The 12,974-nt window shown below is 50.1% G+C and carries 16 protein-coding genes; 7 read left to right on the top strand and 9 right to left on the bottom strand.

The genetic code is table 11. From position 1 onward, the window contains the following. Positions 1 to 210 precede the first annotated feature (210 nt). Complete coding sequence (locus ACN0VM_RS03990) at positions 211 to 2,586, top strand: ankyrin repeat domain-containing protein (RefSeq protein ID WP_417449550.1); 2,376 nt, start codon at positions 211 to 213, stop codon at positions 2,584 to 2,586. 6 nt (positions 2,587 to 2,592) lie between these two features. On the opposite strand, the gene ACN0VM_RS03995 is transcribed toward ACN0VM_RS03990, so the two are convergent. Beyond that, positions 2,593 to 3,216, bottom strand: coding sequence for a tyrosine-type recombinase/integrase (locus tag ACN0VM_RS03995; protein ID WP_417449551.1), 624 nt, complete (start codon positions 3,214 to 3,216; stop codon positions 2,593 to 2,595). 217 nt (positions 3,217 to 3,433) lie between these two features. Between ACN0VM_RS03995 and ACN0VM_RS04000 the strand changes: the two genes are divergently transcribed. After that, complete coding sequence (locus ACN0VM_RS04000; protein WP_417449552.1) at positions 3,434 to 3,757, top strand: hypothetical protein; 324 nt, start codon at positions 3,434 to 3,436, stop codon at positions 3,755 to 3,757. 2 nt (positions 3,758 to 3,759) lie between these two features. Here ACN0VM_RS04000 and ACN0VM_RS04005 read toward each other — a convergent pair whose 3' ends face one another. Further along, positions 3,760 to 4,506, bottom strand: a complete 747-nt coding sequence (locus tag ACN0VM_RS04005) for a hypothetical protein (RefSeq protein ID WP_417449553.1) — start codon at positions 4,504 to 4,506, stop codon at positions 3,760 to 3,762. Between the two features lie 366 nt (positions 4,507 to 4,872). Between ACN0VM_RS04005 and ACN0VM_RS04010 the strand changes: the two genes are divergently transcribed. From ACN0VM_RS04010 to ACN0VM_RS04030, 5 genes are read left to right on the top strand one after another with little or no spacing between them, the layout of a single operon-like run. Next, positions 4,873 to 5,103 (top strand): hypothetical protein, encoded by a 231-nt coding sequence (locus ACN0VM_RS04010; protein WP_417449554.1) that lies wholly within the window; start codon positions 4,873 to 4,875, stop codon positions 5,101 to 5,103. A gap of 23 nt (positions 5,104 to 5,126) precedes the next feature. Next, positions 5,127 to 5,696, top strand: coding sequence for an ABC-three component system protein (locus ACN0VM_RS04015; protein WP_417449581.1), 570 nt, complete (start codon positions 5,127 to 5,129; stop codon positions 5,694 to 5,696). Then, positions 5,693 to 6,214, top strand: coding sequence for an ABC-three component system middle component 5 (locus tag ACN0VM_RS04020; RefSeq protein ID WP_417449555.1), 522 nt, complete (start codon positions 5,693 to 5,695; stop codon positions 6,212 to 6,214). The genes ACN0VM_RS04015 and ACN0VM_RS04020 overlap by 4 nt, the downstream gene beginning before the upstream one ends. After that, positions 6,201 to 8,159, top strand: a complete 1,959-nt coding sequence (locus ACN0VM_RS04025; RefSeq protein WP_417449556.1) for an AAA family ATPase — start codon at positions 6,201 to 6,203, stop codon at positions 8,157 to 8,159. The genes ACN0VM_RS04020 and ACN0VM_RS04025 overlap by 14 nt, the downstream gene beginning before the upstream one ends. A 17-nt stretch (positions 8,160 to 8,176) precedes the next feature. Then, complete coding sequence (locus ACN0VM_RS04030; protein WP_417449557.1) at positions 8,177 to 8,449, top strand: DCL family protein; 273 nt, start codon at positions 8,177 to 8,179, stop codon at positions 8,447 to 8,449. Positions 8,450 to 8,680: 231 nt separating this feature from the next. On the opposite strand, the gene ACN0VM_RS04035 is transcribed toward ACN0VM_RS04030, so the two are convergent. From ACN0VM_RS04035 to ACN0VM_RS04065, 7 genes are all read right to left on the bottom strand, one after another. Then, positions 8,681 to 9,061, bottom strand: coding sequence for a hypothetical protein (locus ACN0VM_RS04035; protein WP_417449558.1), 381 nt, complete (start codon positions 9,059 to 9,061; stop codon positions 8,681 to 8,683). Between the two features lie 21 nt (positions 9,062 to 9,082). Continuing rightward, positions 9,083 to 9,400 carry a transcriptional regulator gene (locus tag ACN0VM_RS04040; RefSeq protein WP_417449559.1) on the bottom strand — a complete coding sequence of 106 codons (318 nt, stop codon included), beginning with the start codon at positions 9,398 to 9,400 and terminating at the stop codon, positions 9,083 to 9,085. 2 nt (positions 9,401 to 9,402) lie between these two features. Next, a complete protein-coding gene (locus tag ACN0VM_RS04045; protein WP_417449560.1) occupies positions 9,403 to 9,729 on the bottom strand; it encodes a type II toxin-antitoxin system RelE/ParE family toxin in 327 nt (108 codons plus the stop codon). A gap of 48 nt (positions 9,730 to 9,777) precedes the next feature. Continuing rightward, positions 9,778 to 11,151 (bottom strand): relaxase/mobilization nuclease domain-containing protein, encoded by a 1,374-nt coding sequence (locus ACN0VM_RS04050; RefSeq protein ID WP_417449561.1) that lies wholly within the window; start codon positions 11,149 to 11,151, stop codon positions 9,778 to 9,780. Positions 11,152 to 11,153: 2 nt separating this feature from the next. After that, on the bottom strand, positions 11,154 to 11,537 hold the full coding sequence (locus ACN0VM_RS04055; RefSeq protein WP_417449562.1) for a hypothetical protein: 384 nt from the start codon (positions 11,535 to 11,537) through the stop codon (positions 11,154 to 11,156). A gap of 109 nt (positions 11,538 to 11,646) precedes the next feature. After that, entirely contained in the window at positions 11,647 to 12,177 is a 531-nt protein-coding gene (locus ACN0VM_RS04060) for a tyrosine-type recombinase/integrase (RefSeq protein ID WP_417449563.1), read from the bottom strand. Next, the gene (locus tag ACN0VM_RS04065) at positions 12,162 to 12,953 is read right to left on the bottom strand and encodes a hypothetical protein (protein ID WP_417449564.1); all 792 of its coding nucleotides are present in this window, start codon (positions 12,951 to 12,953) and stop codon (positions 12,162 to 12,164) included. Before ACN0VM_RS04065 ends, ACN0VM_RS04060 begins: the two co-directional genes overlap by 16 nt. Positions 12,954 to 12,974: the final 21 nt, after the last annotated feature.

The following is a 12,974-nucleotide window of genomic DNA, read 5'->3' on the forward strand; positions in this document are numbered from 1 at the left end:
CATGATTGATGGGGAGTATCTTAAAGCCGGAACAACCGTGATAGAACGGGATCGAAATACAGGTGATATAATAAATGTTGTACATGCTGGACAGCGGGTTCCAGATTACGACCCTTCTCCCGTCTAACCCAATTCATATTATGTAATATACTATTGCGGGTAGTATATGCATGCCCATAATAAGCCTCATGCTGTAAATTGGAGGCTGTAATGGGCAGGGTTCCTTCGAGAAAGACCAACAGGAAAACTCAATCCTCCCAGAAAACGGCTGCTCTGGTCGAAAGTGTCAGGCGCATAAAAGCGGAAACATACGACGACGACGGCGCGACCATATTTGATCAATTGAGTACAATCTATGATCCTGTCGCTGACAGAAGAAAGAGCAATGATTTTATTTCCGCCATCAGAGAACATATTCGCAATCTCGAACAGGAGGGGTTGTCCGAGCAACGTCGTCTCGAAATTGAGAGCCAGCTTAGTTCTGCGAAAACCAATTGGCTCAACTATTTCCTGACTCACACAAAAAACGGTAATCTGACGGGCAATGATTGGAAGCTAGAACGCTATATAGATATTTATGGTCGCCGCCAATCCAAGCGTTACGCCACTGTTCAATCTGCATCCAATTGGCTTAGCCCTAAAAATGAAAGTTTCATTCCCTTTGTGGGCCGTGATTGTGAAATCGCGGAGCTGAACGCATTTGCTGGCACTTGCGAAGGGCTCGGACATAATTTCAAGTTGTGGGCAATAGTTGGCCCGTCAGGCGCGGGCAAGACGCGCCTCCTAATTCACTGGGCCAACAGCGATGTTCTAGAGGGATGGCAGGCGATTGACATCAATTCGACTACGAAAATCACATGGTCAGCATGGGTGCCGGAATGTCCGACCTTAATCTCGATTGATTATATCTATGGTTACGATCAAGTCGTCGCCGACATCGTGGCAAGGGCTATGGAATATCAATTTCGGCACCCTGTTCGGCTGCTAATTTTGGATCATTCGACGCCGGGTAGCATGGCAGATTTGCTCAAAGACCCGAGGTGGGGTTTTGAGAGCAGACGGAGCGAAGACTTTGCTACAATTGAGGACGAATTCCTTTTTAGAGAGACCCCGCTCGCGCTTCAGATACCTAAAAATGATGAAACGGTACTGACCGCCATTATCTGCTCCGTCAGTGGCAAAATTAAAAATCATCCCGCCGTTCAGGAGGGGCTAGCATATCTCAATGCCAACCCGGCAGCACGACAGCCCCTTTTCGCCGCACTGGTTGGGGAGGCCATATTGCGGGGAAGGTCCTACCACTCCCTGAACAGGCGCGAACTGATACGGCTGTACTTGCGAGGTGCGACACGATTGACTTGGCTCTTGGATGGGCCTGACGCCATATGGGCAAAAGGGGCGTGGGTGGCCTGCTTTGTGGCGGCTGCGACGATGTTGGGCGGCGCGGCCTATAAAGACCTGATGCACGGTGTAGAAGGGAAAGATTCAGCGGATATTAGGAAGGACTTCAAGAACTTTCGAGCCTTATGCAGAAGTGTGACCGCAAGCACGGGCGACAGTCGCCTTGACGCGTTTCAGCCGGATATTCTGGGAGAGACCCACTTTCTGCTGCTGTTGGAGGAAATAGAAAAAAACCGTCATGAATTTGACGGTGTTTTACAATCACTTGTCTCGGCAGGCGCGACAGGAAAGAAGGACACTGCTCCGATTGAGTTTATCGGGTTCATCAAGCGCCTCGCCCAAAACTTGCTAAATGACAAATTGCCCGATGAAGACCTTAGCGCATACGAGTCTATAGATTCTTACAGGAAAGCAAAGACGGACGCGGAACAAGTATACGAACAGAGCAGATCATATTGGAAAAGCTTGCTGGCGTTCCTCTCCCCAGCCAAGTTTGCGCTCGGCTCGCCTATGCGTTGGGCGGTCAATGCAAGTCTCGTTGAGATTGTCAAGGCGATCCGACAAGTGGGCGGAGGACATAGGATTGCCGTTGTTTCAGATCAAGTGATAGCTCAGATCAATGTTGGTGATCTTTGTGAGAACATACCCGATCCAGCACGTAATGTGGCATCGCTCTATGCCATAGATGGATTTGCGCTTAAACAAGGCACAATTGTAAAAACGCCCGGCATCATTCCAGCGAAACTCATTTCGCTTCTGGCGAATGATACGCTCGCCCAAATACCTCCGCTGATTCATGCCGCGTGCATGCATCAACAAGGGTTGATTGAGAAGCTTCTTGTGCAAGGGGGCGACATTAACCAAATCGATTCCAATGGCATGAATGCACTTATGATTACATGTGCCCAAGGTAGAGACAGCGACGCGGTTCGGTTGATAGCCCTCGGCGCTGACATTGGACATCAAAATAGTGTTGGAGCAACCGTGCTTATGGTTGCCTTGGAATTTGGTTGTCTGCATACCGCTAGGCTGCTGATCAATAGGAAAGTTGATCTGAATAAGGTCTTGATTGACCGGGAGGGCAAGAAAATCACGGCATTGAAACTCGCCAGATCATATAACTACGGCGGATATGATGAGATAGTAGAAGCGTTGGTTGACTGCGGTGCTGTAGAATATGATTGAGCGATATTATGGTGTTGCCTCCCACATTCTTGCCGCCAGCATCCGATCTTCAGAGGCGGCCATGTCTAGATAGATCGCCGTGGTATCAAGGGACTCGTGGCCGAGCCATTTCTTGATGCGGGTTTCGGGCACATCACTGAGCGCAGCATGAACGCCATAAGCATGGCGTAGGCCTCGGCCAGATGCTTTGGTGCCATTGATGCCTGCGGCTTCCATAACCGTTTTGATGCGCCGCCATGCCGTGGTGCGCCGGAACGGCCAGAGCGGTGTTCTCTCGGCTGGTTCAAGCTGCTGTTGCCGGATACCATGCAGCGTATCCAGCCGTTCAACATAATCCTGTGGCAGCGGTATAGGGCGGTAGTGACGACCTTTCTGGCTGCCTCGTTTTTTGAGGCTGCGAATGATCACCATGTTTTCATCGAGATCAATATGCTGGGCCGTAAGGCCCAGCGCTTCGCTGGGGCGGCAACCCGTCCAATAGAGCATTTCACAGAAGGAACGGTCTATTGGATCGTTGAGGGCAGACAGAGCCGAATGGAAGCGGGCGCGTTCGCTGCGATTGAGGTATTTGCGGTCCCCGGTATCGGTGAACAGCGACAAACGGCGGAAGGGTGGAGTGGGGGAGGCCATGCGGCTTTTCCTTTCGTATAAAACTTTTTGAAACAGAATTCGGAATTCTGTTTCATCGCTTCACACTCTCTGGATTTTCGCCGTTTCTGGCCGGATGGGCGCGATTTAAATGCGCTTTAACCAACCCTCTGATACATAGAATACCGCCCGGATTCCGGGGCGCAAACATTATTCCGAATATTGTTGCAGGTATCCACAGCGCCTTTCGGCGGCGCTGATGGTAGGTCTGATCGCTTTCACGGCTGCGGTTACGCAGCCGGCGAAAGCCGATAGTTTTAAAAGTTCCGAGTTCCTGACATGGAAACGCGAAACGCAGGCATTTTATTTTCGCGCCAATGTGGGAATGGCGAGCCTGATCGCCGGACAGAATGATAAGGCGCAGGGGCAATGCATTGATGATTGGTATTATGCAGATGAAACCGCCTCGGAAGATTACATTCTCGATGTGATGCGAAAGTATCCTGACTATCACCCGAGGGGACTAATCTTGGCCGCCATTCAGAAGAAATGCGGGCCACTTAAATACGGGCACGATAAATAGACTTATAGGTCAGGAACCATGACAGGTGTGGTTTCTGGTCCCCGTGCGCCATCCGCTTCGAGAACGACTTCCTGTTCGCTTCGAATAGAGGCAGGTTTCTTGGAAACGATATCGTTTTCGATTTTCTTTATGTCATCGAGTGACGGCGGGTTGTCGGGGTCGCTCATGCGGTCCCTCGCGCTTCCGAGAACGTCAGTCTGGTAGACGCGCAAATCATCAAGATACTGCTGCCAGTCTGTGATGGATTTCCGGCGAGCCAGATATTCTTCATATCCCGGCGAACCATCCTTCCAGACAATGCTATCTGTTTCGGGTGAATGTATCTGTGTTCCATCTTCAGAGAACACGTTGCCGTCTTTATCTTGGTATACCCGCGTGCCGTCCGGCAGAGTGCTGGCCCGGTTCTGGGTATCCTCAAGGTCATCTTTAGCTTTGGACAGTTGAACTTCTGCGTCATCAATTGATCGCTGGGTATCTTGCTCCGCGTCATCGAGAAGGTTCATAAGTCCGTTATAGGCTGCGCGGTATTCGGGGTCCATCAACAGGATATCGAGGGCCGACATGCGGGTCTGATTGGAAGCCGTTTTACCGGATCGGCGGTCCCGTTCTTCCTTGGAAAGGAAGCGGGATGTTTTGCCTGTTTCCCGGCCAGCCAACTCGTTTTGAAGGTCAACGAAATCCTCGCGCTTTCTCTCTAAAGCGCGTTCCTTGATGGATTCCTCGGAATTGTAGCTGTTTTCGTCGCTCATGCTCCCCCAAATCGTTGCTACAATCATAAGGGGAAATGGTTAAAATCAGGCTAAAATGGCCTGCATACGCGGGTATGTCGGGCGTTGTCGGGTAAAGTCGTCTAGCGCAATATAGTGTCATGGGCTGGGGCAGGTGGCATGTTGTTGCGTCACCGTCAGCCCAAGGGCTGCTTTGGGGTTTTGTTGGTTTAAGGGCTTCCGCAAGATGTGTGTGGTAGTACCACACCATCTTTTCACTCACTCAATGCTGGCGCATTGGCTCGGCAAGGAGAACCCGTTCCCGGTTCTCCGTTGCATCCTCTCCGAAAAGCGTTGTTCGAATTCAATCTCAGGTAATAAAATTTATCGTAATGTGTTGCGAAATTCATGAAAAACATCCAGTATTCCACTGTATTAGCAAGAGTGGGGCGCGAAATCATGTTTTCTTCATTTGAATTCTGGAGCTTTTTAGGCGGACTTCTTTCCGGTGGGATCGGCGGGGCGCTCATTACATTGAAGTTGACCAAAAATATGCGAGTTCAGGGTAATGGCCGAATGGTAGACCAGTCCAAAGCTCAGGCTGGCGGTGATATTGTTGCGGGCAATAAGAAAAGCTAGAAGTTTGTGAGATCGCTTTCTTGATGAATAATATTAACCAAAAAAATGCCAAGGCAGACGGCGATATCATTGCCGGAAACAAGATCACAAATATAAATTCAGCCTCCAAGGGACTGATTGAGAAACTGCTGCTGGCTTTGCAGCAACAATATGAAGCTGATGAACAAACTCAATCCACTATTGATGAGCTCGCAAGATATCATATTCGCAGATCTCCTGACGGGGTGTCTGGCCTCGAAGCAAAGCTTGCGGCTGCGGGAAAAACTGACTGTTTTGATGACGCTATTGAAAAAAAGGAAATGTTTGCCAAGTTGTTACAGAGATGGTCTTTGTATTCATCCGCGCAGCAAATCTTTGTTCACATTCTTGCGAAGGCTGAGGTTGAATTTAATCAAGTAATTTATCCACAAATACCGGAGAAGTCCGAGGCAGAAATTAACGCATTGGTTTTAGAGCGGATTGTTCATCCAATCGTTGAAGAGTGCGGGGGCGACATGTTGGGGGTTAATTATAACCTCGTTCAGGGCATGGTATACTGGTTGGCAGAACAATGTTTCATCCGGTGGCATCATAAACTGAGTGTAAACGTATGACTCAATTAACATATAATGAGGCATTTGACCCTTTCCATGCGGCCTTTAGATTCTTCCGGTTGAACCGCGCATGTGATTTTTCTACGGCAATTCCATTCGATACCTTGCGAATTTTAGATTTTTACTTGTTGTTTCCGTTCCGGCTTCAAAATATGTCATTCGTATCTGAGGATAGAGCGTGGCGGAAAATTAGTCGGAATTACTGTGATTACGCTCCATATGGCGAACTGCCTGATGATAACTCGATATTTTCACGTATGGAATCCTTTCAAAGAGCCGCTATATCGAGCTTGGTTCATTTCGGCGCACTGTCCGACGAAGCTTGGAACAACAACGAAGTGCTATATGTGGGCGCTGAAATACCGCGCTCACTTCTCGAGCGGTGTGATGAACTCAATACCAAGATGTCAGATATTGTGGATATTCTATGCCAAATTCGAAAAAAATATCCGCTTCTTGGTCGGGGTGGTTTGAAGGATAGAACTGGTCTGCTGGAGTACCGCTATGACTCAGTTTAAGCCTTGCTTGATAGTTAATCGGCTCATTGTTAAGCGTGGCAGTCACATTGCCTATGATGAGACATTTCATAAAGGTGTGAATATTATCCGGGGAGATAATTCATCCGGGAAGTCTACAATATTGAACTTTGTGTTTTATGGGTTGGGTGGCGATTTAAATAAGCTTGACTGGAGCGAGCATGCGTTGATGTGTGATTACGTATGGCTCGAAGCAGAGTTCAATGGGAAACCCGCCGTGTTACGTCGGGCGATTGATGTATCGTCCATGTCATCGATGGAGATAATCGGCGGAAGGTATTCTCAAGCATTGCTTGCTCCGGTCGAGAATTGGGTAAAGTATCCCTACGCTCGGTCTAAAAACATGGAGAGTTTCTCTCAAGCAATATTTCGCTTGCTTGAGATGCCCGATGTTGCTGTTGAGGGTACTTCCAACCTCACGATTCACCAGATTCTGCGGCTTCTTTACGCTGACCAGCTTACACCGGTTGATAGCTTGTTCCGTTACGAGGGTTATGACCCTGAGAACTTGCGAGAAGCTGTTGGTAATTTGCTCTGTGGTGCATTTGATGCGGAAATTTATGAGTTACAGCAATTACAAAAAAGCAAAGAGAAAGAATTCTCGGATGTATCGGCAGAACTGAAAAGCATCATTCGTGTAGTAGGGGGGGATGAAAGCTTAAGCGTGCAATGGATCGAGCAAAAGCGAAAAAGTTTTATTGAAGAACGCGAGAAGCTCCTCAACGCGATCTCCATATCTGAGGCAGAGTTCTACGCTAGTAAATCGACAGATAGAATTACCATAGAAGCTCAAAAAGCCTTGTATAAAGAAGTTCAACGGCTTCAGGTGTCGATGCAGGATGCGCGTACGGCCATAGACGGAATCGAATTTGAAGTGGCTGATTCCAAATCATTCATAGCGACGCTTCAGAGACGTCTTGATGCACTGAAAGATGCGGGCCTAGCTGCCGAGCTTGTACCCGCAATACGGTTTGGTACATGCCCCGCGTGTTATGCTGACGTTCTCGAGAGTGATGATGAGATAGCCGCATGCCATCTATGCAAAACGCCGGTAGATGCAGAGCGGGCGCGCGAGCGAGTTGTCGGCTTGATAAACGAGCTTTCCATTCAAATTAAGCAGTCTGAGCGGCTTCAAATCATTCGAGACGAACGGCGTCAAGGTCTTATCCATAAATATAATGAACTAACGGATGCATGGAAGCTCAAAGCAAATGAACTATCGGAATTGAGTGTTCTACCAACCTCAAAGGTTCGCGAAAAAATTCGCGAGTTGCATCGAAAGTTAGGCTACATCGACAAATCAATTGAGGATATTGAACGGCAGGTTCGGTTAGCAAATAAAATTGGTGATTTGTCGGCCCGAAAATCTGAGTTGGATCAAGAAATCCAATCCCTCGCAAGCCGTGTTGTGTCCCTGAAACGAAATCAGACTGATCAACTTCGCAAGGCTAGAAAGGCTATAGAAGAGAATGTGATTGAATTGTTGAAGGGGGATCTGAAGCGGCAGGACTCCTTTGAGAATCCCCAGCGCGTCGACTTCTCCTTTGCAAAAAACTCTATCACAGTAGATGATCACACGTATTTCTCAGCTAGCTCGAGGGTAGTACTTAAAACAGCATTTTTGGTTGGCTTTTTGGCCGCAGCACTTATCCATTCAAGTTTTCGCCACCCCAGATTTTTGATGGTAGATATCACCGAGGATAAGGGGATGGAGCAAGAGAGAAGCTACAATTTCCAGCGACAGGTAATTGACTTGTCCAATCGTACAGCAGTTGAACATCAGGTGATTTTGGCAACTGCAATGCCTGCGCCGGACATTGATGAGAAACTCTTTGTAGGAGAGTATTCTACACTCGAAAAAGGAACGCTTAATTTTCTTTCTTCCAAGCGCATTGATCAGCTAACGGAACAAAATGGAGAAAGTTGATGGCGCGGAGGCAACCTGTGAGCATTGGCTCTATGCATTTTGAGAAGAAAGCCGATGCTTTAAATTTTTTAAAGGAGATGTTGAACCGTTATCGGCCTGGCGAAATAGTTTCAGAGGTGGATGCTGGATTTCTTATGGATGCTTTAGATCGCCATCCAGATTCCACTGAGAAAATCGGTGTCGGAGTTGGGCATTTCGAGGTTCAATCTGCCGACTATGGTACACAGTGTTTCTGTGTAGTCAGAGTTGATAAAACCCGAGAAAAATTCTCTTACAAATCATGTATTTAGAGGGTGTGGCCACCTTCTGCACGAGCATAAATTCAGTAGTGCTGGTGCTTAGGGCTGCGCCCTCAGCGCACTTCATGAAAAATAGTCGGTCTCCCGAGGCTCGGGAGATGCCTGCGCCCGCCGCCGATTTTTCCCTCCGTTTGCACACCCGCTGTTCCGCCACGAGGCAGGGTTGCATGTGCAACCCCCGACCATTCAAGAGGAAATGTATGTTTCGCTCTGAGGTCAAACTTACGTGTGTTGATAGTCATCGGGAACCCAGCAGATACCTTCTATTTTGTGCTCTATATTTAGGTCGTATACGTGGATTCCGAAGGGTTCAGTGGCTATCTCAGGGGGACTTGTGTTGCGAAAACGTACTGCCAGCACAGCCCCACGACCACCTTGCTCCAAGCGTTTGGTGCAGGCATAACCTAATGCAAGGCTACTGTTTGTTGAGAATGACACAGAGGATAATGTGCCATTGATCTGAAAACCGCCGGATAAAATGCTGCACGCGTTTTGCTCAGAAGTGCCGTGAAAGAATATGCTTTCATCATTCTCAAGATGGTCAGGAAATACTCGGTATTGGTTTTCTGATGGTGAGCATGGAAATTCATAGTTTGCTGTCATAGCTAGGGGATTCTTTTCAAGTTATCCTGACGTCTTCACCTCGAAATGCACACCCTCACGCTGTTGCAGCTTGTGAATGATGCCGAACAGGTTGTTCGCAGTTGGGTTGCCGCTTGGACTGAACATACGCATCAGGCTTTTGGGTGATTTGTCGGCAATCTTGCCCAGTTCCTCAAAGCCAATGGTGGCGTTGATATAGTCGCGCAGCAGCATCTTGCCCGTTTCGGTGTCGCCTGCGAGCATGCATTCGATGCTTTCCCGGAACAGGCCTGCACGAAACTCAGGATCGCGCACAGCGCGGGCCTGAATGGTTTCCTTGAAGTCGCGTGTAATAGGCATTGTTATTGTTCCTTCTTACGTTTCTTGTATTCCTGCCAGAGCAGCTTGGCTGCATCTATATCCTTCTGCTGGCGTTTCTTTGTGCCGCCGCCGAGCAGGATCACCAGCTTGTCACCGTCCTGCCCTATATACACCCGATATCCCGGACCCCAGTCTATGCGGCATTCATGAACGCCGTTGCCAACAGACTTGAGGGTTGAGAAATTGCCCTTACCTATACGGGTAAGGTAGGTGTTTACCTTGAGCGCGGCCTGCACATCCAAATTGTCGAACCAGTCGGCAAAAGGGCTGCTGCCATCCTCCAGCAAGTATTCTCGTATCGTTATCATTATAGTAACATATATGTTACCGTTGAGCAAGTCAATCGGCGGCTAGGGTTAATCGCGGTCAAGGTCTGGTCCATTTCTATCTCTCCTCGGTTGCTGTTTTCTCTCTTCTTTAAAAGCGTCAATTCGTTCGGTGCGGTCAGGCTGGCTGGCCTGCACGTTGAACTGGCTATGCAGTCTGTTGAGCGTGTTATCGGTCTGCTGTGGAATGGGCCGGGTTTGGCCGCGCTGTTTCAGGTCACGGTACAGTTCCAATGCCTTGGCGCGGTAATCGCTCCGCACCCGATCAATATCGATTTGTAGCTTGCGGCGCTCTGTGTGCTGGCTGGCGAGCAGGGTACGTCGCTGCTGTTTGTCCCGAATAGTAGCTTGTTTGGCTTCCTCTGCATTCTTTGCTTCGATCTTCTTGTATTCACCGCGCATGCGATCCCACAGGCCAAGAACGCCTGTGCGCAGGCGTGAGGCGCGTTCTTTTGCTTCCGCCTGCTGCCTGTGTTTGAGCGTTCCATCAAAACGCTGGCGTTCCCGGCGCTGATCATCGCGCATGGCGATGCGCTTGGTATCAAGCTGGGCGAGGTCCTGCTGTCTCTCCGCCTGTAATTGGTGCATCAGGGTTTTAAGCCTGTGGCTCACATCACTATCAATCCGAGCGCTGGTATCCTCTACATTGGGCAGCTTGTCGGCTTCGCCCAAGCGGGCTTCCAGTTCTTTGGGTTTCTTGCCGCTGTAACGGGACAGGGAGAGAACCTGTTTGTCCATCATGTGGACGGCCACATAGCCGCGCCTGTCACCTCGGGCCAGCATGAAGCCCTTTTCCTGTAAGGCCGCTTCAAAGCTGGCCTTGTTGTCACTGATGGCCCATGCGTCCTGAATATCCTGTTTCAGGTCTCCCGCCTTGCGGTCCATGCGTTTGGCCTGCTGCCACTGGTCGAGAGTAAAGTTGCGCGGGTCGCGTTCGTCCTTGCTCACAAACCCACGCGGCATTTTCCAGTCATGCTCGCGGTAGAGTTCTTTTGAAAGCTCCTGCAAACGTTCCTTGAAGAAGGGCAGGTTACGGGCTGTCATGGTATCAGCATCAATCCGTGACCAGACAGCATGCGCATGCCGCCTGCCTTCCTTTTCATGGAAGACGACAATGCGGGGCTGGCCTGAGAGATTGTTGCGTTCTTCGATCCGATTGATGGCGGACTCGAAGCTGGCAATATCGACATTGGCATCTTGCGGCGGGTTGAGGGAGACGGAGAAAAGGAACTGCTTGCACTTTGTGCCCATGCTGGCGGCATGGGCTTCTTTCATTGCACTGACTACATTGTCGGATACAAAGCCGCGCACCTCATGCACTTCCACATGCTCATTGTCATGGGAGTTCATGAGATGAACGCCGAGTTGCTTGCCGCCGCCGCGCTGGGATGCCTTGAGGATCATGGTCAGCCTTCCTTGATCCCGATAGCCTGCATGAGCATGGATTTCATGCTGCGCACATCGGCGCAGGCTTGAGAAAGTTCTGTTTCCACTTCTGGCGTCACATGCAACGCGCCGCATTGGGCAGACCGCACCAGCGTTTGCAGATTGGAGGCAAGGCCAGATTGGCCCAGCTTGGCGAGGAGTTGCGACAAGAGCAGGATATCGCCAGCAACATGGCGTGATCGTCCTTTGGGGGCGTCATCCCCAAAGAGCCGCCACAGGATATAGGCATTCACGGTCATGTTGCCCGCGCGGTTTTTCAGGCGGGCACGTTGTTCCTCAGTGACCCTGATGGAGAGCGGAGCGGGGCGTTTCTTTTTGACTTTTGAAAGGGCTACTTGGCTCATGGCTGTGGCCCTCCGAAGTCAAAGTCAGAATGCTTCAGCAGGTGCTCCCAATCCTCCAAAACATCGAACAATTCGTTCGAAGTCTCACCGCTGGGGTGCGCCATTATCTTCAAGCACTTAGCTCTCCAAGCATCTCATCCACTAACACGCTATTGGCACGCAACTCGGCAAAAAAAGTGTCGATTGCCTTCGTCGCTTCCCCCAGATAGCCTGGATCATATGGCGCATACACTTCTGTAATAGAGAGGTCTTGACGTTTGTGTCCAAGCTGGGCGGAGACTTCCCAAGCGGGTACCCCACTCTTCCGCAACCAACGCGCCATCGTGTGGCGGAGAGAGTAGGGGTTCACTTGGTCATCCAGTTTTGCATTCTTGCGCGCGGTGAGCCAGGTGGTACGCACGCTTTTCAGCATTTCATCACTTCCGCCTACCAGATAGACCTCGGGTGCATCTGCATCGAATCGCTTGATAACCGGCACAATGCTCTCCGGCATGCGCAGTGTTGGGCGATACTTCTTAGTCTGAGCCCGCTCATTCGGGTTCAGCTTAATCAGCCGACTCTTCACATCGCACTGGCCGCGCGTCAGTTCGCGGATAGCGTCGGGCCGTGCAGCGGTAGCAATCATTAGAATGATGAACATGTGCAGGCTTGGATTTTGGTGGTATCGAAGATTTTGGCAACCTCCTCTACCTCAAGCGGACGCCCTTTTGGTGGCGCTGCTTTGCGCTCCTTGTCTGTGACCGGGATGATATACGGAGCGTTGGCTATTTCGCCACGTTTCCACGCAAAGTTAATGGCGGCTCGTCCGGCTGAAAGGGCACGGCGCACTGTCGTGGCGCGCATACCCTTTTCCGCTAGCCAAGTATGAAAATCTTCTTGGAGAGACACATCGGTGATTTCCGCCAGAGTGTGTTCGCCATAGAAATCGAGCCAGTAGTCGAGGGAGATACGGGTGCGTTCAGCAGAGATAATGTGTTGGCCATGGTGCTGCCAGTAGCGGGCAATGATGGTTGCAAGGGGATGGTCGTCTGGCTCTTTGCTTTTTGGCACATGGTTGGCGACAAACCAATCCGTTAGTGCTTGTTTGGCTTCTTCAAAATCCGTCGTGCCGAGGCTAGCGCGGCATGTCTGTCTGGTTTTGGTGTCGAACCATGTGCGGCACCGGGCTGTTGCCGCGCTAGGAGAGCCAGTAGTCTCCGATTTGGTATTCTCGTTTGCCGTAGCGGGACATTCAATATTCTCCAACAGATATTCCAGAAGCTGGAACCCAAAGAAAGAAACGTGTCGGTCGGAAACGCGGATATAGGCGATGGCGCCTTTAGTTCTGATCCGTTTGAGTGTCGCTGGGGATACCCCCAGAATCCCAGACGCGTTGGCTTCGGTGTACCTCCGGTAGAGCGGTACATCCATTTCCAAAGCCATCTCTTTCAGCAGTTC

The organism is Kordiimonas sp., from assembly GCF_048260245.1.
Lineage (GTDB): Bacteria > Pseudomonadota > Alphaproteobacteria > Sphingomonadales > Kordiimonadaceae > Kordiimonas.